This window comes from Streptococcus pseudopneumoniae, from assembly GCF_001072315.1.
In the GTDB taxonomy this organism is placed as follows: Bacteria; Bacillota; Bacilli; order Lactobacillales; family Streptococcaceae; genus Streptococcus; species Streptococcus pseudopneumoniae_R.
In genome coordinates, this window is the sequence record NZ_JVLI01000072.1 from 1 (window position 1) to 25,962 (window position 25,962).

The 25,962-nt window shown below is 39.7% G+C and carries 17 protein-coding genes and 1 tRNA gene; 13 read left to right on the plus strand and 5 right to left on the minus strand.

From position 1 onward, the window contains the following. Window positions 1-260: hypothetical protein (locus tag ADH54_RS12285; protein ID WP_342666595.1), on the minus strand; the 260-nt coding region annotated here is incomplete at its 3' end. A 537-nt stretch (window positions 261-797) separates the two neighbouring features. On the opposite strand from ADH54_RS12285, the gene ADH54_RS03130 reads away from it, so the two are divergent. Next, window positions 798-2,132, plus strand: a complete 1,335-nt coding sequence (locus tag ADH54_RS03130) for an Nramp family divalent metal transporter (RefSeq protein ID WP_000094601.1) — start codon at window positions 798-800, stop codon at window positions 2,130-2,132. A gap of 78 nt (window positions 2,133-2,210) precedes the next feature. Here the strand turns inward: ADH54_RS03130 and ADH54_RS03135 are convergent. After that, window positions 2,211-2,298, minus strand: a tRNA-Ser gene (locus ADH54_RS03135). 161 nt (window positions 2,299-2,459) lie between these two features. Between ADH54_RS03135 and ADH54_RS03140 the strand changes: the two genes are divergently transcribed. The 5 genes from ADH54_RS03140 (at window position 2,460) to ADH54_RS03160 (ending at window position 9,415) form a co-directional block, all read left to right on the plus strand. Further along, window positions 2,460-3,200: a DeoR/GlpR family DNA-binding transcription regulator gene (locus tag ADH54_RS03140; protein ID WP_000920654.1), complete on the plus strand. Its 741-nt coding sequence runs from the start codon at window positions 2,460-2,462 to the stop codon at window positions 3,198-3,200. Next, the gene (gene pfkB / locus ADH54_RS03145) at window positions 3,197-4,108 is read left to right on the plus strand and encodes a 1-phosphofructokinase (protein WP_049524009.1); all 912 of its coding nucleotides are present in this window, start codon (window positions 3,197-3,199) and stop codon (window positions 4,106-4,108) included. Before ADH54_RS03140 ends, pfkB begins: the two co-directional genes overlap by 4 nt. Beyond that, window positions 4,105-6,057, plus strand: coding sequence for a fructose-specific PTS transporter subunit EIIC (locus ADH54_RS03150; protein ID WP_049524010.1), 1,953 nt, complete (start codon window positions 4,105-4,107; stop codon window positions 6,055-6,057). The genes pfkB and ADH54_RS03150 overlap by 4 nt, the downstream gene beginning before the upstream one ends. Window positions 6,058-6,185: 128 nt before the next feature. Then, entirely contained in the window at window positions 6,186-6,965 is a 780-nt protein-coding gene (locus ADH54_RS03155) for a hypothetical protein (protein ID WP_049524011.1), read from the plus strand. 146 nt (window positions 6,966-7,111) lie between these two features. Further along, a complete protein-coding gene (locus ADH54_RS03160) occupies window positions 7,112-9,415 on the plus strand; it encodes a DNA translocase FtsK (RefSeq protein ID WP_080980764.1) in 2,304 nt (767 codons plus the stop codon). A gap of 434 nt (window positions 9,416-9,849) precedes the next feature. On the opposite strand, the gene ADH54_RS03165 is transcribed toward ADH54_RS03160, so the two are convergent. Both ADH54_RS03165 and ADH54_RS03170 read right to left on the minus strand, forming a co-directional pair. After that, entirely contained in the window at window positions 9,850-10,320 is a 471-nt protein-coding gene (locus ADH54_RS03165; protein ID WP_001043004.1) for an arginine repressor, read from the minus strand. Between the two features lie 18 nt (window positions 10,321-10,338). Next, window positions 10,339-12,612, minus strand: coding sequence for a Xaa-Pro dipeptidyl-peptidase (locus ADH54_RS03170; RefSeq protein WP_049524013.1), 2,274 nt, complete (start codon window positions 12,610-12,612; stop codon window positions 10,339-10,341). A 386-nt stretch (window positions 12,613-12,998) separates the two neighbouring features. Here ADH54_RS03170 and ADH54_RS03175 point away from each other — a divergent pair, with 386 nt between their 5' ends. From ADH54_RS03175 to pyk, 3 genes are all read left to right on the plus strand, one after another. Continuing rightward, window positions 12,999-16,100, plus strand: a complete 3,102-nt coding sequence (locus tag ADH54_RS03175) for a DNA polymerase III subunit alpha (RefSeq protein ID WP_049524014.1) — start codon at window positions 12,999-13,001, stop codon at window positions 16,098-16,100. Between the two features lie 82 nt (window positions 16,101-16,182). Next, window positions 16,183-17,190: a 6-phosphofructokinase gene (gene pfkA / locus ADH54_RS03180; protein ID WP_000820862.1), complete on the plus strand. Its 1,008-nt coding sequence runs from the start codon at window positions 16,183-16,185 to the stop codon at window positions 17,188-17,190. Window positions 17,191-17,248: 58 nt separating this feature from the next. After that, complete coding sequence (pyk, locus tag ADH54_RS03185) at window positions 17,249-18,754, plus strand: pyruvate kinase (protein WP_001042819.1); 1,506 nt, start codon at window positions 17,249-17,251, stop codon at window positions 18,752-18,754. Window positions 18,755-19,148: 394 nt separating this feature from the next. On the opposite strand, the gene ADH54_RS03190 is transcribed toward pyk, so the two are convergent. Then, on the minus strand, window positions 19,149-20,135 hold the full coding sequence (locus tag ADH54_RS03190; RefSeq protein ID WP_000204727.1) for an L-lactate dehydrogenase: 987 nt from the start codon (window positions 20,133-20,135) through the stop codon (window positions 19,149-19,151). Between the two features lie 193 nt (window positions 20,136-20,328). Between ADH54_RS03190 and gyrA the strand changes: the two genes are divergently transcribed. From gyrA to ADH54_RS03210, 4 genes are all read left to right on the plus strand, one after another. After that, entirely contained in the window at window positions 20,329-22,797 is a 2,469-nt protein-coding gene (gene gyrA, locus ADH54_RS03195; protein ID WP_049524015.1) for a DNA gyrase subunit A, read from the plus strand. Then, on the plus strand, window positions 22,797-23,540 hold the full coding sequence (gene srtA, locus ADH54_RS03200; protein WP_000078842.1) for a sortase SrtA: 744 nt from the start codon (window positions 22,797-22,799) through the stop codon (window positions 23,538-23,540). The genes gyrA and srtA overlap by 1 nt, the downstream gene beginning before the upstream one ends. A gap of 137 nt (window positions 23,541-23,677) precedes the next feature. Beyond that, window positions 23,678-24,475, plus strand: a complete 798-nt coding sequence (locus ADH54_RS03205; protein WP_049524016.1) for a formate/nitrite transporter family protein — start codon at window positions 23,678-23,680, stop codon at window positions 24,473-24,475. Between the two features lie 146 nt (window positions 24,476-24,621). After that, window positions 24,622-25,902 carry an O-acetylhomoserine aminocarboxypropyltransferase/cysteine synthase family protein gene (locus tag ADH54_RS03210; RefSeq protein WP_049524017.1) on the plus strand — a complete coding sequence of 427 codons (1,281 nt, stop codon included), beginning with the start codon at window positions 24,622-24,624 and terminating at the stop codon, window positions 25,900-25,902. Window positions 25,903-25,962 lie beyond the last annotated feature (60 nt).

Below are 25,962 nucleotides of genomic sequence, written 5' to 3' on the forward strand. Positions count from 1 at the left end.
TTACTGACTTCGTCAGTTCTATCCACAACCTCAAAACAGTGTTTTGAGCTGACTTCGTCAGTTTTATCTGCAACCTCAAAGCTGTACTTTGAGTAACCTGCGGTTAGCTTCCTAGTTTGCTCTTTGATTTTCGTTGAGTATAAAAATGATGTATAGGACTGGTCAAAAAGATCACTTCGAAAATAGCAAAAAACGAGTATCTCTACAGATGGAGATACTCGTTCTATTATGTGTGAAGCTATGAGTCTGTCTTGCTCCATAGGATGAGCGTAGAAGTTTATACCAAAAAAACTCCAAAAGCGACACAATAAAGGAGATTAAGACAATTTTAAATTTTTTTTGAGATGTAGGTAATGAGTTAAAATCAATGGCGGTTAAACAGGGTGAAAAGGATCAAGCAAAAAGTCTTTAAAATCAAAAAAACGCATAATATCAGGTGTTTTACAACGTTTTTTATTTTATTCTTTGGTATTCTTTTGCAAAAAAAGAATACAACATTTTGTTGTATCCTAAATATTAAATCAAGTCCTGAATTTTCTTAAGTTTTTATCATATTTTCTGTTATAATTAAGGTGCCTTAAGAAAAATAATGAAAAAACTAAATGTTTTTCATATAGTTTTCATTTTTGTGTTATAATTAAGGTGCCTTAAGAAAAATATTAAGGTGCCTTAAGAAAAATAATGAAAAAACTAAATGTTTTTCATATAGTTTTCATTGTTTTAATAGTTTAAAGTCAATCTTATTTTTCTCTAATAGAAAATAATGAAAAAGTAGGTTTAGAAAGAGGTAAGTATCTATGTCTTCTCATAAAAAAGTGTCACTCTCTGAGATTAATCAATCTATCGATACTCCAAATAACAATCATTTCTGGCAAAATTTAAATGCCTTTTTAGGTCCGGGTGCTCTTGTCGCAGTTGGTTATATGGATCCAGGAAACTGGATTACCAGTGTAGTCGGTGGTGCTTCCTATAAGTATAGTCTCTTGTTTGTTATCTTGATTTCATCTCTCATTGCCATGCAACTTCAGCAGATGGCAGGAAAGCTTGGTATTGTAACCCAGATGGACCTGGCTCAAGCAACGGCTCATCATTCACCTAAATGGCTTCGTTATAGTCTATGGGTGATTTTAGAATTAGCCTTGATGGCGACAGATCTGGCAGAAGTTCTAGGTTCAGCGATTGCTCTCAATCTTCTCTTTAAGATTCCGATTATGATAGCAATTCTCTTGACCGTGTTGGATGTTTTTCTCTTATTGCTTCTGATGAAATTTGGCTTTAAGAAGATTGAAGCTATTGTGACAACACTGATTTTAACCATTCTAGCAATTTTTACCTATCTGGTAGCTTTGTCACATCCAAGCTTCCAAGGAATCGTTGAGGGTTATCTACCGAATGCAACCTTATTTGAAAGTCCCTTGCCAGGGCATGAAAGTCAATTAACCTTGGCACTAGGGATCGTGGGAGCAACGGTTATGCCCCATAACCTCTATTTGCATTCTTCCTTGTCACAAACTCGGAAAATCAATCACAAGGACAAGAATGATGTTCGAAAAGCCGTGCGCTTTATGACCTGGGATTCAAATCTCCAATTATCCTTGGCCTTTGTGGTTAACTCCCTTCTATTAATTCTCGGGGCGGCTCTCTTTTTCGGCCATGCATCTGAGATTTCTGCCTTCTCTCAAATGTATAATGCCTTGCAGGATTCTACTATTGCAGGAGCTATAGCTAGCTCGACCTTATCAACCTTGTTTGCCTTGGCTTTATTAGCCAGTGGTCAAAATTCGACAATTACGGGTACCTTGACTGGACAAATCGTTATGGAAGGTTTCTTGCATATGAGATTACCTCAATGGTTCATTCGTTTGGCAACTCGTCTCTTTGCCTTGTTGCCTGTCATGATTGTAGCGGTTCTGTTTGGTCATCAGGAAAAAACATTAGATCAGTTATTGGTTTATTCACAAGTCTTTCTTTCGATTGCTCTTCCATTTTCAATCTTCCCACTGATTTATCTAACTTCTAAGAAATCACTGATGGGAGAATTTACCAATGCCAAATGGAATACCATCCTTGGCTATATCGTTTCCATTATCTTAACAATTCTCAATGTGAAATTGTTATTTGATATTTTCTAAGAAATTCACCCGAGTTATAAAACAATCATATAAGAAAAAAGATACCCAAGATTTCTTGGGTATCTTTTTTAAAATAAACGGAAGACATGGGATTCGAACCCACGCACGCTGTTACACGCCTACCGCGTTTCCAACACGGCCTCTTAAGCCTCTTGAGTAATCTTCCAATACTTACTCAAATAGTCTACCATAAAGATACTTATCTTGCAATAAAAATTCTGAAAATAAGAAAAATGATAGAATTTGAAAGAAAATGATAAAAAATGCTTGACTTTAAAAGAAAGTGTGATAGAATGAATAGTGTAAACGATAACAGGAGGTGATTCGGTGTTAAAAACAGAGCGGAAGCAACTGATTTTAGAGGAGTTAAATCAACATCATGTAGTTTCTCTAGAAAAATTAGTTAGTTTGCTAGAGACCTCAGAATCAACGGTTCGAAGAGACTTGGATGAATTGGAAGCAGAAAATAAGCTTCGTCGCGTGCATGGTGGAGCAGAATTGCCTCACTCCTTGCAGGAAGAAGAAACCATTCAAGAAAAATCTGTCAAAAACCTTCAAGAAAAGAAGTTGCTGGCTCAGAAAGCAGCCTCTCTCATCAAGGAACAAGATGTCATCTTTATCGATGCTGGAACAACAACTGCCTTTTTGATTCATGAATTGGTTAATAAAAATGTCACAGTTGTGACCAACTCTATTCATCATGCCGCTCAGTTGGTTGAAAAGCAGATTCCAACTGTCATGGTTGGAGGAAGTGTCAAGATGGCGACAGATGCTAGCATCGGGGGCGTTGCTCTTAACCAGATTAACCAATTGCACTTTGACCGTGCCTTTATCGGGATGAATGGTGTGGATGATGGCTATTATACGACTCCTGATATGGAGGAGGGGGCTGTGAAGCGTGCTATTTTAGAGAATGCCAAACAGACCTATGTCTTGGTCGATTCGTCAAAAATTGGACAAACTTGCTTTGCCAAGGTAGCACCACTCAAACGCGCCATCGTTATCACAAGTCAAGGGCATGAGCTCTTGCAGGCTATTAAGGAGAAAACGGAGGTAATAGAAGTATGATTTATACAGTCACACTCAATCCATCCATTGACTATATCGTTCGTTTGGACCAAGTCCAAGTTGGTAGTGTCAATCGTATGGACAGTGATGATAAGTTTGCTGGTGGGAAAGGAATCAATGTCAGTCGTGTCTTGAAACGCTTGGATATTCCAAATACAGCGACTGGATTTATCGGTGGCTTTACTGGTGAATTTATCACATATACTCTGGCAGAGGAAGAAATCGAGACGCGTTTTGTCAAAGTAGCAGAAGATACTCGTATCAATGTCAAGATTAAAGCAGACCAAGAAACAGAAATCAACGGAACGGGCCCAACTGTTGAACCGGCTCAGCTAGAAGAGTTGAAAGCTATTTTATCGAGTCTGACAGCAGAAGATACGGTTGTATTTGCGGGTTCAAGTGCTAAAAATCTAGGCAATGTCATCTATAAGGATTTGATTGCCTTGACGCGTCAAACGGGTGCGCAAGTAGTCTGTGACTTTGAAGGACAGACCTTGATTGATAGTTTGGACTATCAGCCACTCTTGGTTAAACCAAACAATCACGAACTTGGAGCTATTTTTGGAGTTGAACTCGAAAGTTTAGATGAAATTGAGAAATACGCTCGTGAGTTACTGGCTAAAGGTGCTCAAAACGTGATTATCTCTATGGCTGGTGATGGTGCCCTTCTTGTCACATCTGAGGGAGCTTACTTCGCTAAACCAATCAAAGGGATAGTCAAAAATTCAGTTGGTGCTGGTGACTCTATGGTTGCTGGATTTACAGGTGAATTTGTCAAATCTAAAGATGCAGTAGAAGCCTTCAAATGGGGAGTTGCTTGCGGAACGGCAACGACCTTTTCAGATGACTTGGCAACGGCAGAATTTATTAAAGAAACATATGAAAAAGTTGAGGTAGAAAAACGATGAAAATTCAAGACCTATTGAGAAAAGATGTCATGTTGCTCGATTTGCAAGCAACTGAAAAAACTGCTGTCATCGAAGAGATGATTAAAAGCTTGGTAGACCACGGTTATGTGACAGATTTTGAAAGCTTTAAAGAAGGAATTTTGGCGCGTGAAGCCTTGACTTCTACTGGTTTAGGAGACGGTATAGCAATGCCTCACAGCAAAAACGCTGCTGTCAAAGAAGCGACTGTTCTCTTTGCTAAGTCAAATAAGGGTGTTGACTATGAGAGCTTGGATGGAAAAGCAACTGACCTCTTCTTTATGATTGCAGCTCCAGAAGGTGCCAATGATACTCACTTGGCTGCCTTGGCAGAATTGTCTCAATACTTGATGAAAGACGGCTTTGCTGATAAACTTCGTCAAGTAACATCAGCTGACCAAGTCATTGAACTCTTTGACCAAGCTTCAGAAAAAACTGAAGAGCCTGTTCAAGCACCTGCCAATGACTCTGGTGACTTTATCGTGGCTGTTACAGCTTGTACGACAGGTATTGCCCACACTTACATGGCCCAAGAAGCCCTTCAAAAAGTGGCTGCTGAAATGGGTGTTGGTATCAAGGTCGAAACCAACGGTGCTAGCGGTGTTGGTAACCAACTAACTGCGGAAGACATTCGTAAGGCTAAAGCTGTTATCATCGCGGCAGACAAGGCAGTTGAAATGGATCGTTTCGATGGCAAACCATTGATCAATCGTCCAGTTGCTGACGGTATCCGTAAGACAGAAGAATTGATTAACTTGGCTCTTTCTGGAGATGCTGAAGTCTACCGTGCTGCTAATGGAGCAAAAGATGCAACAGCCTCTAACGAAAAACAAAGCCTTGGTGGTGCCTTCTACAAACACTTGATGAGTGGTGTATCTCAAATGTTACCATTCGTTATCGGTGGTGGTATCATGATTGCCCTTGCCTTCTTGATTGACGGTGCTTTGGGTGTTCCGAATGAAAATCTTGGTAATCTTGGTTCCTACCATGAGCTAGCTTCTATGTTCATGAAAATTGGTGGAGCTGCCTTTGGCTTGATGCTTCCAGTCTTTGCAGGTTATGTTGCCTATTCTATCGCTGAAAAACCAGGTTTGGTAGCTGGTTTCGTGGCTGGTGCTATTGCCAAAGAAGGTTTTGCCTTTGGGAAAATTCCTTATGCTGCAGGTGGTGAAGCAACGTCAACTCTTGCAGGTGTCTCATCTGGTTTCCTAGGTGCCCTTGTTGGTGGATTTATCGCAGGTGCTTTAGTTCTTGCTATCAAGAAATATGTTAAAGTTCCTCGTTCACTTGAAGGTGCTAAATCAATCCTTCTCTTGCCACTTCTTGGAACAATCTTGACAGGATTTGTCATGCTAGCTGTTAATATCCCAATGGCAGCAATCAACACTGCTATGAATGACTTCCTTGGTGGTCTTGGAGGCGGTTCAGCTGTCCTTCTCGGTATCGTCCTTGGTGGAATGATGGCTGTTGACATGGGTGGACCAGTTAACAAAGCGGCTTATGTATTTGGTACAGGTACGCTTGCAGCAACTGTTTCTTCAGGTGGTTCTGTGGCTATGGCAGCAGTTATGGCTGGAGGAATGGTGCCACCACTTGCAATCTTTGTCGCAACTCTTCTTTTCAAAGATAAATTTACTAAAGAAGAACGCAACTCTGGTTTGACAAATATTATCATGGGCTTGTCATTTATTACTGAGGGAGCGATTCCATTTGGTGCAGCAGACCCAGCTCGTGCGATTCCAAGCTTCATCCTTGGTTCTGCAGTAGCAGGCGGACTCGTTGGTCTTACTGGTATCAAACTCATGGCGCCACATGGAGGAATCTTCGTGATCGCCCTTACTTCAAATGCTCTCCTTTACCTCGTTTCTGTCTTGGTAGGAGCAATTGTAAGTGGTGTTGTCTATGGTTACCTACGCAAACCACAAGCATAAAAAATAGAAAAATGAAAAGATTGGACCGTTTGGTGCAGTCTTTTTTAAAGAATTTGACAAACAAGTTTTTGAATGATATTCTAAAATAAAACTCATAGAAATGAAAAAACATAATGAGAGTGTTTTAAATGAATATAATTGAATTTATTCTGGATTTGGATTGGAAGAAGATAGTAGAATCAATTTTATCAGCTCTATTAGCTTCTGGAATAATCGGTGGTTTTGGTTACTTAGTGACGAAAAAAATTACAAGAGATTTTCGTATTGCAGAAGAAATGAAATCGTATGGATTTAAAGGTGTAGTGGCAAAGAAAAAGCATTCGACTAGAGAGATTAAAAAGTTATGTAAAAATACTAAAAGATTGGATTTACTTTTTATATCAGGTATTGATTTTTTTTCGGAAAATAGAACTGTATTAGAGAATGCTATGAATAATGGAATGAAAATTCGTTTTTTGTGTTCTCAGATCTATACCAATTTTTTATCAGATTTAGAGGAACTTGAGGATAAAGAAGGGTTGCGAAAGTCTGACACAAATATTAGTATCGAAATTGAAGATGTGACTAAAAAATATAGTAAATATATAGAGAGTGGACAAATGGAAATTCGCTATTATTCAACACAATATCGTTTGCCATTTATATTGGCTTATAAAAGAAAGAAAAATATGAAGACGACAAAGGCTTTTTTAAGAGTTACTCTGCCTCCATATAATTGGGAGACCAATTTCGTGTTGATAGGTGAACGTAAAACTACTAAAAAGGATGATTTTTTTAAAACTAATAATGATGAAATAGATTTCATATCTATGATGGAAAAACATTTCGATTGTGTTTGGGAAGCTGCGGATAGGGAAATAGATAGAGAACAAGAAATAAAAAATACAAATTTTGAAGTAAAATCTTAAAAACCTAAACTTAGAGACTTTGCTTATTTAAATATAATAATTACTTTAAATATAATCATGATAACGAAAGATTGGACAAAGAACTGGACACTTATCCAATCTTTTTCCCTTTCCGAAATGCCTGTGAAATATGGTATAATAGAAGAATGGCAAACAAGAATACAAGTAAAACAAGACGGAGACCGTCTAAAGCAGAACTCGAAAGAAAAGAAGCGATTCAACGAATGTTGATTTCGTTGGGAATCGCACTTTTATTGATTTTCGCAGCCTTCAAATTAGGGGCTGCAGGTATCACTCTTTACAATTTAATTCGCTTGCTGGTGGGTAGCCTAGCTTATCTGGCAATATTTGGTATCCTGCTCTACCTCTTCTTTTTCAAGTGGATACGAAAACAGGAAGGACTCTTATCAGGATTTTTTACCATATTTGCTGGCTTACTCTTGATTTTTGAGGCCTACTTAGTTTGGAAATATGGTTTAGACAAGTCCGTTCTAAAGGGAACCATGGCTCAGGTTGTGACGGATTTAACTGGTATTCGAACGACCAGTTTTGCTGGAGGTGGCTTAATTGGGGTCGCTCTTTATATGCCAACCGCCTTTCTTTTTTCAAATATCGGCACTTACTTTATTGGTTCTATCTTGATTTTAGCAGGCGCTCTCCTAATCAGTCCTTGGTCTGTTTACGATATTGTGGAATTTTTCAGTAGAGGCTTTGCCAAATGGTGGGAAGGGCATGAGCGTCGAAAAGAGGAACGCTTTGTCAAACAGGAGGAAAAAGCTCGTCAAAAGGCTGAGGAAGAGGCTAGATTAGAACAAGAAGAAGCTGAAAAAGCCTTACTCGATTTTCCTCCTGTTGATATGGAAACGGGTGAAATTCTGACTGATGATGTTGTGCTTGACGTTCCACCTTTTCCGGAAGAAGAGTGGGTGGAACCAGAGATCATCCTGCCTCAAGCTGAACGTGAATTCCCCAATCAAGAAGAAATCTCTGATGACGAAGATGTTCAGGTCGATTTTTCAGCCAAGGAGGCTCTTGAATACAAACTTCCAAGCTTACAACTCTTTGCCCCAGATAAACCAAAAGACCAGTCGAAAGAGAAGAAGATTGTTCGAGAAAACATCAAAATCTTAGAAGAAACCTTTGCTAGCTTTGGTATCAAGGTGACGGTGGAACGGGCCGAAATTGGACCATCCGTGACTAAGTATGAAGTCAAGCCAGCAGTAGGTGTACGGGTCAATCGCATTTCCAATCTAGCAGATGACCTCGCTCTAGCCTTGGCAGCCAAGGATGTCCGAATCGAAGCACCAATCCCTGGGAAATCCCTGGTCGGAATTGAGGTGCCTAACTCCGAGATTGCCACTGTGTCTTTCCGTGAACTTTGGGAACAATCTCAAACGAAAGCAGAAAATCTCTTGGAAATTCCTTTAGGGAAGGCTGTTAATGGCACTGCAAGAGCTTTTGACCTTTCTAAAATGCCCCACTTGCTAGTCGCAGGTTCAACGGGTTCAGGTAAGTCAGTAGCAGTTAACGGCATTATCGCCAGCATTCTCATGAAAGCGAGACCTGACCAAGTTAAGTTTATGATGGTCGATCCCAAGATGGTTGAGTTGTCTGTTTACAATGACATTCCCCACCTCTTGATTCCAGTAGTGACCAATCCACGCAAAGCCAGCAAGGCCCTGCAAAAGGTTGTGGATGAGATGGAAAATCGTTATGAACTCTTTGCAAAGGTGGGAGTCCGTAATATTGCAGGCTTTAATGCCAAGGTAGAAGAGTTCAATGCCCAGTCTGAGTACAAGCAGATTCCGCTGCCACTCATTGTCGTGATTGTAGATGAGTTGGCTGACCTTATGATGGTGGCCAGCAAGGAAGTAGAAGATGCTATTATCCGTCTAGGACAGAAGGCGCGGGCTGCAGGTATCCACATGATTCTTGCAACTCAGCGTCCATCCGTTGATGTCATATCTGGGTTGATTAAGGCCAATGTCCCATCTCGAGTGGCTTTTGCGGTATCATCAGGTACAGATTCCCGTACTATTTTAGATGAAAATGGAGCTGAGAAACTACTTGGACGTGGAGATATGCTCTTTAAACCAATCGATGAAAATCATCCTGTTCGTCTCCAAGGCTCCTTTATCTCGGATGATGATGTCGAACGCATCGTAAACTTCATCAAGGCTCAGGCTGATGCGGACTACGATGAAAGTTTTGATCCAGGTGAAGTTTCTGAAAATGATGGAGAATTTTCAGATGGAGATGCTGGTGGTGATCCGCTTTTTGAAGAAGCCAAAGCTCTAGTCATTGAAACCCAGAAAGCCAGCGCATCTATGATTCAGCGTCGTTTGTCAGTTGGATTTAACCGTGCGACCCGTCTCATGGAAGAGCTTGAGATGGCAGGTGTCATTGGTCCAGCTGAAGGTACCAAACCAAGAAAAGTATTGCAACAATAAATTTCTCTCTTATACGGAAATGTGAACCTGACGTGATTTGAAGAGATTTTTGAAGCGGATTATCTATGATGTATAATTAATTGAATCTAAAATAGTATGAAACGACTTTTAAAGCATGAAATTGATTTGGATTCCCTAATAAATTTGTTCACATTTTATTCAAACACTATATCAAGCTGAAACAGGTTTAGAATTTCTTTTAGATATATGAAGACTCCCCTTATAGTTTCTAGTGAATATTTGTTTTTCACTAGAAACTATAAGGGGAGCTTTTGTACTCATGTATGAGATAGATTTCTCTTTTTTGTTTTATTAAACTGCATAGCTCACTTTTCATTAGGAATAAGCTATTGTATTCGCTAGATGTTAGCTGACATCAATTCACTACTGTTTAAAATTTTGAGAGTTTTGCAGTTTTTGAGTTCAGTTTCTGTTTATTCACCAAAGAAAAATGGTGGGGCGAACCGTTTCAGCTCTTCAAAGCAATGTTGGGCTGCCTCTGCATCTTCACAGATGACAAGGCAGACATCATCACCACAGAGGGTAGCGATAGCGTCAGGGAAACTCAAAGCATCAATGATAGAACCAAATGATTGAGCCAGTCCAGGAAGGGTTTTTAGTAGAACTTGATGTTGAACTGGGCGCATCAAGACAAGGGCATCTTCCATGTAGAGTTCAAGACGTTTTTCCCATTTTGAGATAGAGCCTGTATTGAGCACATAGTAAGAGTTGTCTTCTTCTCGTACTTTTGAGAGGTTCATACTTTTAATATCCCTCGAAAGTGTAGCTTGTGTAACTTGAATGTCATTATCAGCAAGAAGGGCTTGCAACTCAGCCTGTGTATGAATCTTGTTTTTTGCAACAAGAGCGCGTATGAGTTGGTGTCGGTGTTCAGATTTATTCATAATAATTTAACTCCTTTTTTAGTGAGGTATGGTAAGAGTAGACTGTTCAAGATCGACAGTCAAGTGGTAGTCGGTATTGTCACGGATTGTGATTTCAAAGTCAGTCGTATAGAGGACTAAACGAAGAGTATCTCCTTCTTTTAACTTGTAAATAGTAGGTTGTAGTTCAAATTGCACATCCATCCATTCATCTGCAGTAATATCCTCTACTAACAGTAAATCATTTCTATTTTGTAAATTGATGTAGCCTTTTGTCACGACTCGCTGTGCATCTGGCCTAAATGGTAATTCACAGAGATTTTCCAACATGTGGTAGCGTCCATTATCAATGGTTCTAGCACCTAAAACAGCAGGATAAGGTTTTAGGTATTTCTTTTGACCAAGTTCCAGTAGTTGAGCAGATAAAAGCCCCTTGTTTGTGCTGGATTTGATACGAAGATTAAGTTGAGCTCGACCGTTCAAGTGAAGATCCTTAGTCACAGGAAGGTCAATAGTAATCTGATTGGCTTTTCCTTGATAGAGTTCTGTATTGAAGGTTTGGTAGGTTTTACCATAGCGCTCAAAATCCTTATCTGGATACTGGTTTTGAATGACTTTCTCTTCTTGACCAAGTGAGAAGGTTTCAAAGTTTTCTTGCCCACCGAAGTTATCAAGTGATAACCAAGTCTGAGGGGCTGTATTGTCCTGCCAGATAACAGTAGGAAGTTGGAAATCTGTATCTTGTCCTAGTAATTTCTTTGTCAACAAAGCATTCATGGACTCACGGAAGTCAATGGATTGCCAGTTGTTCATGTAAACATGGGCACCATTATGGAAAAAGAGATGCTTGTGTATATGAGCAGGGAGAGCATGGAACATCTGGTAAACATGAAGTGGTTTAACATTCCAATCCTGAGACCCGTGGGTAAAGACAACCTCTGCTTTTACCTTATGGGCATTGAGCAGATAATTACGGTCATGCCAAAACTGGTTATAGTCGCCAGTCTTGCGATCCAGTTGTTCCTTTACTTTTTCTAAGTCAGCTTGGTGAGCTTCATTGCCACGGATATAGTCGCCAGCCAAGAGATTACGAGAATAGGTTAACTCAGCAAGGGAGTCAAAGTCCTCACCTGGATAACCGCCTGGACTAGTTACCAGACCGTTTTCACGATAGTAGTTGTACCAAGATGAAATGCCAGCCTCGGCAATGATAACCTCTAAACCATCGACTCCTGTAGTAGCCAGACCATTGGACATTGTACCTAGATAAGAAAGTCCAGTTGTGGCTACTTTTCCATTTGACCAGTCAGCTTTGACTTGACGCTGGCGCGTATGGTCGGTAAAGGCACGGCAACGGCCATTAAGCCAATCGATGACATTTTTATAAGCCTCAATTTGTTGGTAGTCTCCATTAGTCATGAAACCAGTAGAGTCTTTGGTACCAACACCTGAAACATAGAGATTGGCAAAACCTCGTGGGAGGAAGTAGTCGTTGAGTGTATAGCTAGAGTTGATGTGACTTAGCTTTTCCTCAGCTTCTGACACAAGCTCAGCTTGGCATTGAGGTTGAACGAGATTGAGTTGAGGTTCCTCTAGTTCAATCTTATGAGCAGGTTTAACCTCAAGCTCGCCCTCCATCTTGTAGAGAGCCTTATCGCTTGCCTTGTCATTTGTTCCCTGATGATAAGGACTGGCTGTCATGATGGCAGGGATTTGCCCCTCATAACGTGGACGAATAATGCTAACCTTGACTAAGTCTGGTAGCCCTTTTTGGTCAGTATCGACACGAGACTCAACGTAGACCACTTCTCGAATAACATCATGGCTGGAAAAAGTTGCTAAACTCTTGCCGTTAAAGTAGTGGTAGTCATTATCCTCAGGAATAAGACAGTCGCTGACAAGTTGGTCGATAAGAGTATTTCCCTTTTTGGTGCGAGTATTGAGTAACTGATAGAGATTTTCAATCAAGTCACCATATATAATAGGAAATCCAGTCTCTTTACGAAAAGCTTCACTATCTTCAAAGTCAATCAAATAAGAAAAGCCTAAAAGTTGAAAAGCAACAGTATAAAAAATATCTGCTGTCAGTTCATCTTCTGATTGAAAAAATGTTAGCAGGTCTGTTTTTTTATCAGCCGCTAGGATGGAAAGTGGATAGTTGGTGTCTTGATAAGTGAAAAAGAAACGACTTAGAAAAGACTCCAACATCTTTTTATTTGTTGACTCAGATGGAAAATCAAATCCATACTTTTTTAATTCATATAAAATAGTATCTCTTGGAAGTGATAAATAGCTGAATTGATTAAAGCGCATAAAACCTCCTTGTAAAATAATAATTAAGGTTATTATATCAAAAAAATAGGAGAAAGGGAATCATTAAGTGAGAAAGAAATTAATTAAAGAATAATGAATACAATTTATATGAAATAATATGTGATATTCTATAGTATTCATAAATTAAACTATATCTAATAAGAATTTTGAATGAATTTATCTCACTTCTTTAAAAGAGATATCCATTTATTGGGATAAAAAGTTCAAAATAGTTTACAGAAACATTTTTACTGCAAATATATTTGTTATTTTTTCATCCAAAATGTCTTATTTAAAATATAAAATAGAGATAGGAGTCATTGCTTTTGTCTTTCTCTTTTTGAAAATGGTATAATATAGTGAGAAGGATAGAGGAGAAGTGTAAATTGATCGCACAACTAGATACAAAAACAGTCTATAGTTTTATGGAGAGCGTCATTTCGATCGAAAAGTATGTGAGAGCAGCTAAAGAATACGGCTACACTCATCTGGCTATGATGGATATTGATAATCTTTATGGTGCTTTTGACTTTCTAGAGATTACAAAAAAATACGGCATTCATCCTTTATTGGGGCTTGAAATGACTGTATTTGTGGATGCTCAGGAAGTGAATCTGCGCTTTTTAGCTCTATCTAGTGTAGGCTATCAGCAGTTGATGAAGCTTTCAACAGCCAAGATGCAGGGGGAGAAAAATTGGTCAGTTCTATCCCAGTATCTGGAGGATATTGCGGTAATTGTGCCTTATTTTGATGGACTGGAGTTGTTAAATCTAGGCTGTGATTACTATATAGGGGTTTATCCGGAAACACTAGCCAGCGAATTTTATCATCCAATCTTGCCCCTTTATCGGGTAAATGCCTTTGAAAGCAGGGATAGAGAAGTTCTACAAGTATTAACAGCAATCAAAGAAAACCTACTGCTCAGAGAAGTTCCTTTGCGTTCGAGACAAGATGTTTTTATATCAGCAAGTTCTTTAGAGAAATTATTCCAAGAACGTTTTCCGCAAGCCTTAGACAATTTAGAAAAGCTGATTTCAGGCATTTCTTATGATTTGGATACTAGTCTGAAACTGCCTCGTTTTAACCCAGCTAGACCAGCAGTAGAAGAGTTGAGAGAACGCGCTGAGCTTGGGCTTGCTCAGAAGGGATTGTCTAGCAAAGAATATCAAGACCGACTAGACCAAGAATTGGCTGTTATTCATGATATGGGCTTTGATGATTATTTCTTGGTTGTCTGGGATTTGTTGCGTTTTGGACGTTCGAATGGCTACTATATGGGAATGGGACGAGGTTCCGCAGTTGGTAGCTTGGTTTCCTATGCTTTAGACATTACAGGAATTGACCCAGTAGAGAAAAATCTGATTTTTGAACGTTTCCTCAATCGTGAACGCTATACTATGCCTGATATTGATATTGATATCCCAGATATTTATCGTCCAGATTTTATCAGATATGTTGGTAATAAATATGGTAGTAAACATGCGGCTCAAATTGTTACATTTTCAACCTTTGGAGCCAAGCAAGCTCTACGAGATGTCTTGAAACGCTTTGGTGTTCCAGAATATGAATTATCCGCAATTACCAAGAAAATCAGTTTCCGTGATAATCTCAAGTCAGCCTATGAGGGTAACCTCCAGTTTCGTCAGCAAATAAATAGTAAGTTAGAATACCAAAAAGCTTTTGAGATTGCCTGCAAGATAGAGGGCTATCCAAGACAAACCTCTGTCCATGCGGCTGGTGTTGTGATCAGTGACCAAGATTTGACCAACTACATCCCTCTGAAGCATGGTGATGAAATTCCACTGACTCAATATGATGCTCATGGAGTTGAAGCTAGTGGGCTTTTGAAGATGGACTTTCTGGGACTACGAAATTTGACCTTTGTCCAGAAGATGCAAGAGTTGCTTGCTGAAACAGAAGGGATTCATCTGAAAATAGAAGAAATTGATTTGGAAGACAAAGAAACGTTAGCTTTATTTTCTTCTGGTAATACAAAAGGTATCTTTCAATTTGAGCAACCTGGAGCTATTCGTCTGCTCAAGCGTGTGCAGCCAGTCTGTTTTGAAGATGTCGTAGCAACTACTTCCCTAAATCGGCCAGGTGCTAGTGACTACATCAATAATTTTGTGGCAAGAAAGCATGGGCAGGAAGAAGTGACTGTTCTGGATCCAGTACTGGAGGATATTTTGGCTCCAACTTACGGAATTATGCTCTATCAGGAGCAGGTTATGCAGGTTGCTCAGCGTTTTGCTGGCTTTAGTCTTGGGAAAGCTGATATTTTGCGCCGAGCTATGGGGAAAAAGGATGCCTCTGCCATGCATGAGATGAGGGCTTCTTTTATTCAAGGTTCATTAGAAGCTGGACACACTGCGGAAAAGGCAGAGCAGGTCTTTGATGTCATGGAGAAGTTTGCAGGTTATGGTTTTAACAGGTCACATGCCTATGCCTACTCAGCCTTGGCCTTCCAGTTGGCTTATTTCAAAACGCATTATCCAGCTATTTTTTATCAGGTCATGTTGAATTCTGCCAACAGTGATTACTTAACAGATGCCTTAGAATCAGGCTTTGAAGTAGCGCCTCTGTCCATCAACACTATTCCCTATCACGATAAAATTGCTAACAAGGCCATCTATCTAGGATTGAAATCGATTAAGGGGCTCAGCAAGGATTTGGCGCTTTGGATTATTGAACATAGACCCTATTCTAACATTGAAGATTTTATAGCTAAATTACCTGAGAATTATCTGAAACTTCCTCTGCTAGAACCTTTGGTAAAAGTTGGTCTTTTCGATTTATTTGAAAAAAATCGTCAAAAAGTATTCAATAATTTAGTTAATCTATTTGACTTTGTGAAAGAGTTAGGAAGCTTGTTCGGTGATACCATTTATAGTTGGCAGGAATCGGAAGATTGGACGGAACAAGAAAAATTCTATATGGAACAAGAGCTTTTAGGGATAGGTGTCAGCAAACACCCACTGCAAGCTATTGCAAGTAAGGCTATTTACCCGATTACCCCAATCGGAAATTTATCAGAAAATAGCTACGCTATTATTTTGGTTGAAGTTCAGAAGATAAAAGTAATTCGTACCAAAAAGGGCGAAAACATGGCTTTCTTACAGGTAGATGATAGTAAGAAAAAATTGGATGTTACCCTCTTTTCAGACTTATATCGACAGGTTGGGCAGGAAATAAAAGAGGGAGCCTTCTACTATATAAAAGGAAAAATCCAGTCACGTGATGGTCGTCTGCAAATGATTGCACAAGAAATAAGAGAAGCAGTTGCTGAACGCTTTTGGATACAGGTAAAAAATCATGAATCGGATCAAGAAATTTCTAGAATTTTAGACCAGTATAAAGGTCCAATCCCAGTCATTATCAGGTATGAAGAGGAACAGAAAACAATCGTTTCTCCCCATCATTTTGTAGCTAAATCCAATGAATTAGAAGCGAAATTGAATGAAATCGTTATGAAAACGATTTATCGCTAAAAATACGGAAAATAGAAGAATTTTAAAATCAAATGTGGTATAATTAATAAGAATGTTAAAAGAAAAAGGAGCATAAACCAATATGAAACGTATTGCTGTTTTGACTAGTGGCGGAGACGCCCCTGGTATGAACGCTGCTATCCGTGCAGTTGTTCGTCAAGCAATTTCAGAAGGAATGGAAGTGTTTGGTATCTATGACGGATATGCTGGTATGGTTGCCGGTGAAATTCATCCCCTAGATGCAGCTTCAGTAGGAGACATCATTTCTCGTGGTGGTACTTTCCTTCACTCAGCTCGTTACCCAGAGTTCGCTCAACTTGAAGGGCAACTTAAAGGGATTGAGCAATTGAAAAAACACGGAATTGAAGGTGTAGTTGTTATCGGTGGTGACGGATCTTATCACGGCGCTATGCGTTTGACTGAACATGGCTTCCCAGCTATCGGTCTTCCAGGTACAATCGATAACGATATCGTTGGTACTGACTTTACAATCGGTTTTGACACAGCGGTTACAACTGCTATGGATGCTATCGATAAGATTCGTGATACATCATCAAGTCACCGTCGTACTTTTGTTATTGAAGTTATGGGACGTAACGCTGGTGATATCGCTCTTTGGGCTGGTATTGCAACTGGTGCTGATGAAATCATCATTCCTGAAGAAGGATTCAAGATTGAAGATATCGTAGAAAGCATTAAATGTGGTTATGAGTGTGGTAAAAAACACAATATCATCGTCTTGGCAGAAGGTGTTATGTCAGCAGCTGAATTTGGTAAAAAACTAAAAGAAGCTGGGGATACAAGCGACCTTCGTGTGACAGAACTTGGACATATTCAACGTGGTGGTTCTCCAACTGCGCGTGACCGTGTATTGGCGTCACGTATGGGTGCCCATGCTGTTAAACTTCTTAAAGAAGGTATTGGTGGTGTTGCGGTTGGTATTCGTAACGAAAAAATGGTTGAAAATCCAATTCTTGGTACTGCAGAAGAAGGAGCATTGTTTAGCCTTACTGCAGAAGGTAAGATTGTGGTTAACAACCCACACAAAGCCGACATTGAGCTATCTAGCTTGAATAAGAGCTTGTCATAATTTACAATTTAGTTAATAAGACCAAAAAGGTCATATATATAAAGGAGTCACAAAAATCATGAACAAACGTGTAAAAATCGTTGCAACTTTGGGTCCTGCGGTAGAAATCCGTGGTGGTAAAAAATTCGGTGAGGACGGATACTGGGGTGAAAAACTTGATGTTGAAGCTTCAGCTAAAAACATTGCTAAATTGATTGAAGCTGGTGCTAACACATTCCGTTTCAACTTCTCACACGGTGACCACCAAGAACAAGGTGAGCGTATGGCAACTGTTAAACTTGCTGAAAAACTTGCAGGTAAAAAAGTTGGTTTCCTTCTTGATACAAAAGGACCAGAAATCCGTACAGAATTGTTCGAAGGTGAAGCTAAAGAGTATTCATACAAAACTGGTGAGAAAATCCGTGTTGCAACTAAACAAGGAATCAAATCAACTCGTGAAGTGATTGCATTGAACGTTGCTGGTGCTCTTGATATCTATGATGATGTTGAAGTTGGTCGTCAAGTTTTGGTTGACGATGGTAAACTTGGTCTTCGTGTGGTTGCTAAAGATGACGCAACTCGTGAATTTGAAGTTGAAGTTGAAAACGATGGTATCATCGCTAAACAAAAAGGTGTGAACATTCCTAACACTAAAATTCCTTTCCCAGCTCTTGCTGAACGCGATAACGACGATATCCGTTTCGGTCTTGAACAAGGTATCAACTTCATCGCTATTTCATTCGTACGTACTGCAAAAGACGTGAACGAAGTTCGTGCAATCTGTGAAGAAACTGGAAACGGACACGTTCAATTGTTCGCTAAAATCGAAAACCAACAAGGTATCGATAACTTGGATGAAATCATCGAAGCTGCTGATGGTATCATGATCGCTCGTGGTGACATGGGTATCGAAGTACCATTCGAAATGGTTCCAGTTTACCAAAAAATGATCATCACTAAAGTGAACGCTGCAGGTAAAGTTGTTATCACTGCAACAAACATGCTTGAAACAATGACTGAAAAACCACGTGCAACTCGTTCAGAAGTATCAGACGTATTTAACGCTGTTATCGACGGAACTGACGCAACAATGCTTTCAGGTGAGTCTGCAAACGGTAAATACCCACTTGAGTCAGTAACTACAATGGCTACAATCGATAAGAACGCTCAAACTCTTCTTAACGAATACGGACGTTTGAACTCAGATTCATTCGAACGTAACTCTAAGACAGAAGTAATGGCTTCAGCTGTTAAAGATGCTACTAACTCAATGGACATTAAATTGGTTGTAACTCTTACTAAGACAGGTCACACTGCACGTTTGATCTCTAAATACCGTCCAAATGCTGACATCTTGGCATTGACATTCGACGAATTGACAGAACGTGGATTGATGTTGAACTGGGGTGTTATCCCAATGTTGACAGATGCTCCATCTTCAACTGACGATATGTTCGAAATTGCTGAACGTAAAGCAGTTGAAGCAGGTCTTGTACAATCTGGTGACGATATCGTTATCGTAGCTGGTGTACCACTTGGAGAAGCTGTTCGTACAAATACAATGCGTATCCGTACAGTACGTTAATTAATAGAAAAATAGCCTATCATATCAAGCTTTCTAGCCTGTATGATGGGCTTTTTTTGTATATGAGCAAAGTTTTTACTTTTGATTTAATGCAACTGTAGCTAAAGAGTAAATCGTTGCTTGTTCCATACTTTTTGTGATGTGAGTGTAAATCTGATTGGTAGTCTTTTTGTCTTCATGCCCAAGCCATGACATGATAGTTTTTAAAGGGATGTTGTTTTTTGAACGAAAATTTCATAAAATGTTTAGTTCTTATAGTGGATTGCAGCTAGAATAGTACGCCGTGGCTGCTAAAACATTTTTAGAAATTAATTTGTTCATATTATATTTCAATCTACTATAATATAGCTAAAAAACAACTCCCTGATGATTCAAGGAGTTGTTTATAGTTAAATTAGTTTTTAGAAGCTTCTTGGAATTCTGGGTTTTTCCATGCTTCGTCAATGATAGCTTGCAATTCTTTAGCAGATGCTTGCATTTTTTGAGTTTCTGCGTCGTTCAATGGGATATTTACTGGACGAACGATACCATGTGCACCAACAACAGCTGGTTGACCGATAAAGACGTTCTCAACTCCGTATTGACCTTCTTGGAATACTGAAAGTGGAAGTACTGCGTTTTCGTCGTCAAGGATTGCTTTAGTGATACGAGCAAGGGCTACTGCGATACCGTAGTATGTTGCACCTTTTTTGTTGATGATTGTGTAGGCTGCATCACGAACACCTTCGAACAATTCAATCAATTCAGCTTCTTGAACATTTTGAGTGTCTTTAAGGAATTCTTCAAGGTTTACACCAGCGATGTTTGCGTGTGACCAAACAGCGAACTCAGAGTCACCGTGTTCACCCATGATGTAAGCGTGAACTGAACGAGCATCTACATCCAATTTTTCAGCAAGTGCTTGACGGAAACGAGCTGAGTCAAGTGAAGTACCTGAACCGATAACGCGTTCTTTAGGGAAACCAGAGAATTTCCAAGTTGAGTAAGTCAAAACGTCAACTGGGTTAGCAGCAACAAGGAAGATACCTTTGAAACCTGATTCAACAACTTGAGTTACGATTGATTTGTTGATAGCAAGATTTTTACCTACAAGGTCAAGACGAGTTTCACCTGGTTTTTGAGGCGCACCTGCAGTGATCACAACAAGGTCAGCGTCTGCACAGTCAGAGTATTGAGCTGCATAGATTTTTTTAGGTGAAGTGAAGGCAAGGGCGTGACTAAGGTCAAGCGCGTCACCAACAGCTTTTTCATGCAATTGTGGAATTTCGATAATTCCAAGCTCTTGTGCAATTCCTTGGTTAACAAGTGCAAAAGCGTAAGATGAACCTACAGCACCATCTCCGACAAGGATAACTTTTTTGTGTTGTTTAGTTGAAGTCATTGTTCTAAACATCTCCTTAATTTTATTAGGGGATTTTCCCCAGACAACTTCATTCTATCACTTTTAAAAAACTTTGTCACGAATATGCCTTATAGTTCTCAATGTAAACGTTTTAGTGGTTTAGAGGCTGAAATAGATGGGAATTTATGGTATAATGTTGTTACTTACTAATTGTGAAATGAGGCATTTATTAATGCAGGATAGAAATTTAGTGAATGTCAATCTGACAAAGGAGATGAAGACGAGCTTTATCGATTACGCCATGAGTGTTATCGTAGCGCGGGCTCTTCCTGATGTTCGAGATGGCTTGAAACCTGTTCACCGTCGAATTCTCTACGGAATGAATGAATTGGGTGTTACTCCAGACAAACCTCATAAAAAATCTGCTCGTATTACAGGGGATGTCATGGGTAAATATCACCCACACGGGGATTCCTCTATTTATGAAGCCATGGTCCGCATGGCTCAATGGTGGAGCTACCGTTACATGCTTGTAGACGGTCATGGGAATTTTGGTTCCATGGATGGAGATGGTGCTGCCGCCCAGCGTTATACTGAGGCACGTATGAGTAAGATTGCTCTAGAGATGCTTCGTGATATCAACAAAAATACAGTTGATTTCGTTGATAACTATGATGCCAATGAACGGGAACCCTTGGTCTTGCCAGCACGTTTTCCAAACCTTTTGGTCAATGGAGCAACTGGTATTGCCGTTGGGATGGCGACCAATATTCCACCTCATAACTTGGGTGAAACCATTGATGCAGTGAAGTTGGTCATGGATAATCCTGAAGTGACTACCAAGGACTTGATGGAAGTCTTGCCTGGACCAGATTTTCCAACTGGTGCTCTTGTTATGGGGAAATCAGGCATTCATAAGGCTTATGAAACAGGTAAAGGTTCTATTGTCCTTCGTTCTCGTACTGAAATCGAAGAAACTAAGACTGGCCGTGAGCGCATCGTTGTAACGGAATTTCCTTACATGGTCAATAAAACCAAGGTGCATGAGCATATTGTTCGTTTGGTTCAGGAAAAACGGATTGAGGGCATCACAGCAGTACGTGATGAGTCAAACCGTGAAGGTGTTCGATTTGTTATTGAAGTCAAGCGCGATGCCTCAGCCAATGTTATCCTCAATAACCTCTTTAAGATGACCCAAATGCAAACCAACTTTGGTTTTAATATGTTGGCTATCCAAAATGGGGTGCCGAAGATTTTATCCCTTCGTCAGATTTTGGATGCTTATATTGAGCACCAAAAAGAAGTGGTGGTTCGTCGGACACGTTTTGATAAGGAAAAAGCGGAAGCACGTGCTCATATCTTAGAAGGTCTCTTGATTGCGCTAGACCATATCGACGAAGTGATTCGTATCATCCGTGCTAGTGAAACGGATGCGGAAGCACAAGCTGAGTTGATGAGTAATTTTAAGCTTTCTGAACGTCAAAGTCAGGCCATCCTAGACATGCGTCTTCGCCGTTTGACGGGATTAGAACGTGATAAGATCCAGTCTGAGTATGGTGACCTCTTGGCTCTGATTGCGGATTTGGCGGATATTCTTGCTAAGCCTGAACGTGTTTCTCAAATTATCAAAGACGAATTGGATGAAGTTAAACGTAAATTTTCTGATAAACGCCGTACAGAGTTGATGGTCGGTGAAGTCTTGAGTCTTGAAGATGAAGATTTGATTGAAGAATCGGATGTCTTGATTACCCTTTCTAACAAGGGATACATTAAACGTCTGGACCAAGCTGAGTTTACTGCTCAAAAACGTGGGGGTCGTGGTGTTCAAGGAACAGGTGTCAAAGATGATGATTTTGTCCGAGAGTTAGTGTCAACTAGCACCCATGATCACCTGCTCTTCTTCACAAATAAAGGACGTGTCTATCGCCTGAAAGGTTATGAAATTCCTGAGTATGGTCGGACGGCCAAAGGACTACCAGTAGTTAATCTCTTAAAATTGGATGAAGGCGAAAGTATTCAGACGATTATCAATGTTGAGTCTGAACGCAGTGATGATGCTTACCTCTTCTTCACAACCCGTCATGGTATTGTGAAGAGAACCAGCGTCAAGGAATTTGCTAACATTCGTCAGAATGGGCTCAAGGCTTTGAACCTCAAAGATGAAGATGAGTTGATTAATGTCTTGTTGACGGAAGAAGATATGGATATTATCATTGGTACCAAGTTTGGTTATGCAGTTCGCTTTAATCAATCAGCCGTTCGCGGCATGAGTCGTATCGCCACAGGTGTGAAAGGTGTTAATCTCCGTGAGGGAGACACAGTAGTTGGTGCTAGCGTAATTACTGATCAAGATGAGGTTCTTATCATTACTGAAAAAGGATATGGTAAGCGTACAGTCGCGACTGAATATCCAACAAAAGGTCGTGGTGGTAAAGGAATGAAGACGGCTAATGTGGCTGAAAAAAATGGTCCTCTATCAGGTCTCTTGACTGTGAAAGGTGATGAAGACTTGATGATTATCACTGATACAGGTGTCATGATTCGAACCAATGTTGCCAATATTTCACAAACAGGACGCTCAACTATGGGAGTTAAAGTAATGCGTCTGGACCAAGATGCTAAAATTGTGACCTTTACTACGGTTGCAGCGGCAGAAAAAGAAGAAGTTGGGACAGAAAATGAAATAGAAGGTGAAGCATAATGTCTCAAAAAAATAATAAGAAGAAAAATAAACGAAAAAATCTACTGACAAATATCCTAGCAGGATTTCTGATACTATTATCAATTGCTTTGATTTTTAATGCTAAAATTCGTGATATTTTCATAGTTTGGAATACCAATAAGTACCAAGTAAGTCAGGTATCAAAAGAAAAAATAGAAGAAAATCAGGATACAGAAGGAAATTTTGATTTTGATTCTGTCAATGCTATCTCTTCTGAAGCGGTTCTAGCTTCTCAATGGGATGCTCAAAAATTACCAGTTATCGGCGGAATTGCAGTCCCTGAATTAGAAATGAATCTGCCAATTTTTAAAGGGCTTGATAATGTCAATCTCTTCTATGGTGCTGGTACGATGAAACGCGATCAAGTGATGGGGAAAGGAAATTATAGTCTAGCTAGTCATCATATTTTTGGTGTCAATAATGCTAATAAAATGCTATTTTCTCCTTTGGATAACGCTAAAAATGGTATGAAGATTTATCTAACCGATAAAAATAAAGTTTATACTTATGAAATACGTGAAGTCAAACGTGTTACACCGGATCGTGTTGATGAAGTTGATGATAGAGATGGGGTCAATGAGATTACATTAGTAACCTGTGAAGACCTTGCTGCTACAGAACGTATTATTGTAAAAGGCGATTTGAAAGAAACAAAAGAATATTCACAAACATCTGATGAAATCCTAACAGCTTTCAATCAACCGTATAAACAATTTTATTAATACAAATCAGTGAAATCATGGATTTCACTGATTTTTTAAGCTTTTCATAAAAAAACTTTTATGAAATACAGAAAACGCTTCCTAAAATCTAAAGTTTGTGATATAATTATCAATAAAAAAAGATTTAGGAGTTTATTATGGTTTCTTCAGAATTTATCTCAAAGATTGAATTTGCTTGCAAGAAGAAAGAAAGTCTTTATAGTCAAAGCAAATTTAAGTATGCGATTCGTTCTATGTTCGCAGGTGCATTTTTAACCTTCAGTACAGCTGCTGGTGCAGTTGGGGCTGATTTGATTAATAAAATTGCACCAGGTAGTGGACGTTTCCTCTTCCCCTTTGTCTTCGCTTGGGGATTGGCCTACATTGTTTTCTTGAATGCCGAGTTGGTAACATCAAACATGATGTTCTTGACTGCAGGTAGTTTCTTGAAAAAAATCTCTTGGAGAAAAACAGCTGAGATTTTACTTTACTGTACCTTGTTCAACCTCATCGGAGCCTTGATAGCAGGTTGGGGCTTTGCCCACTCAGCAGCCTATGCACATCTCACTCACGATAGTTTCATCTCAGGGGTTGTTGAGATGAAGTTAGGCCGTTCAAATGAATTAATCTTGCTTGAGGCGATTTTGGCAAATATTTTCGTAAATATTGCGATTCTTTCATTTGTTTTGGTCAAAGATGGTGGTGCCAAACTTTGGCTTGTGTTGTCAGCGATTTACATGTTTGTATTCTTAACAAACGAGCACATTGCGGCGAACTTTGCTTATTTCGCGATTGTGAAATTCAGTGTTGCTGCTGATTCAATTGCTAACTTCGGTGTTGGAAATATGCTTCGCCACTGGGGTGTAACCTTCATCGGAAACTTTATCGGAGGAGGCCTCTTGATGGGTCTTCCATATGCCTTCCTCAATAAAAACGAAGATACTTATGTAGATTAAGAAAATGAGCACGATTGAGTCGTGCTTTTTTCGATTTTGTAAGAAGTAATAGCCACTCCTTATATCAAAATATAGAAAAGAGGTATTAGTCAAGATAGGTCGATAGTGCTAGAATATCCTTAATGAAACTATATGGAGGTCACCTTATGACTCGTGATTTTAAATTTGAAACTCTACAACTACATGCTGGTCAAGTTGTGGATCCAGCTACCAAGTCTCGTGCAGTGCCGATTTATCAAACAACATCCTTCGTTTTTGATGACACGCAGGAAGGTGCCGATTTGTTTGCCTTGAGAAAACCAGGGAACATCTATACTCGTATTACCAATCCTACAACAGCTGCCTTTGAAGAAAGAATTGCTGCCCTTGAAGGTGGTGTTGGAGCTCTTGCAACAGCATCAGGTATGGCTGCAGTGACTTATACGATTTTGGCGCTTGCCCACGCTGGTGACCATGTAGTGGCTGCTTCGACTATTTACGGTGGAACCTTCAATCTTTTGAAAGAAACCCTTCCTCGTTATGGGATCACAACAACCTTTGTGGATGTGGATAACTTGGAGGAGGTAGAAGCAGCGATCAAAGACAATACCAAGCTAGTTTTGATTGAAACCTTGGGCAACCCCTTGATTAATATTCCAGATTTGGAAAAATTGGCAGAGATTGCTCATAAGCATCAGATTCCACTTGTTTCTGACAATACCTTTGCTACACCTTATTTGATTAATGTTTTTTCTCATGGTGTAGATATTGCCATTCACTCTGCGACTAAGTTTATCGGTGGGCATGGTACGACTATTGGTGGAGTGATTGTTGATAGCGGTCGTTTTGACTGGGCGGCTTCAGGGAAATTCCCTCAATTTGTTGACGAGGATCCAAGTTATCATAACTTGAGCTATACTCGTGATGTGGGTGCAGCAGCCTTTATTATCGCTGTCCGTGTTCAATTGCTTCGTGATACGGGTGCGGCATTGTCTCCATTTAATGCCTTCCTCTTGCTCCAAGGACTTGAAACTCTTTCACTTCGTGTGGAACGCCATGTGCAAAATGCAGAGAAAATTGTTGATTTCCTTGTCAACCATCCTAAGGTAGAAAAGGTAAACTATCCAAAACTTGCAGACAGTCCTTATCATGCCTTGGCTGAGAAATACTTGCCAAAAGGTGTGGGCTCAATCTTTACCTTCCATGTCAAAGGTGGGGAGGCAGAAGCACGCAAGGTAATTGATAATTTGGAAATCTTCTCTGATCTTGCAAACGTAGCAGATGCTAAATCGCTTGTTGTCCATCCAGCTACAACCACTCACGGTCAATTGTCAGAAAAAGACTTAGAAGCAGCAGGTGTCACACCAAACCAAATCCGTTTGTCTATCGGACTTGAAAATGTAGATGATTTGATTGAAGATTTGCGCTTGGCCTTGGAAAAAATTTAAAGAAAAAGAAGATAAACAGTGGGTTTCGACTCGCTGTTTTTGATTTTCCCTTAGGCATGA

Bases quoted from the DNA above. Each gene is read 5' to 3' on its own strand.
- pyk (WP_001042819.1), top strand. From the start codon at position 17,249: ATGAACAAACGTGTAAAAATCGTTGCAACTTTGGGTCCTGCGGTAGAA.
- ADH54_RS03155 (WP_049524011.1), top strand. From the start codon at position 6,186: ATGAATATAATTGAATTTATTCTGGATTTGGATTGGAAGAAGATAGTA.
- ADH54_RS03210 (WP_049524017.1), top strand. From the start codon at position 24,622: ATGACTCGTGATTTTAAATTTGAAACTCTACAACTACATGCTGGTCAA.
- ADH54_RS03165 (WP_001043004.1), bottom strand. From the start codon at position 10,320: ATGAATAAATCTGAACACCGACACCAACTCATACGCGCTCTTGTTGCA.
- pfkB (WP_049524009.1), top strand. From the start codon at position 3,197: ATGATTTATACAGTCACACTCAATCCATCCATTGACTATATCGTTCGT.
- ADH54_RS03190 (WP_000204727.1), bottom strand. From the start codon at position 20,135: ATGACTTCAACTAAACAACACAAAAAAGTTATCCTTGTCGGAGATGGT.
- ADH54_RS03130 (WP_000094601.1), top strand. From the start codon at position 798: ATGTCTTCTCATAAAAAAGTGTCACTCTCTGAGATTAATCAATCTATC.
- ADH54_RS03150 (WP_049524010.1), top strand. From the start codon at position 4,105: ATGAAAATTCAAGACCTATTGAGAAAAGATGTCATGTTGCTCGATTTG.
- ADH54_RS03205 (WP_049524016.1), top strand. From the start codon at position 23,678: ATGGTTTCTTCAGAATTTATCTCAAAGATTGAATTTGCTTGCAAGAAG.
- pfkA (WP_000820862.1), top strand. From the start codon at position 16,183: ATGAAACGTATTGCTGTTTTGACTAGTGGCGGAGACGCCCCTGGTATG.
- ADH54_RS03170 (WP_049524013.1), bottom strand. From the start codon at position 12,612: ATGCGCTTTAATCAATTCAGCTATTTATCACTTCCAAGAGATACTATT.
- ADH54_RS03160 (WP_080980764.1), top strand. From the start codon at position 7,112: ATGGCAAACAAGAATACAAGTAAAACAAGACGGAGACCGTCTAAAGCA.
- srtA (WP_000078842.1), top strand. From the start codon at position 22,797: ATGTCTCAAAAAAATAATAAGAAGAAAAATAAACGAAAAAATCTACTG.
- gyrA (WP_049524015.1), top strand. From the start codon at position 20,329: ATGCAGGATAGAAATTTAGTGAATGTCAATCTGACAAAGGAGATGAAG.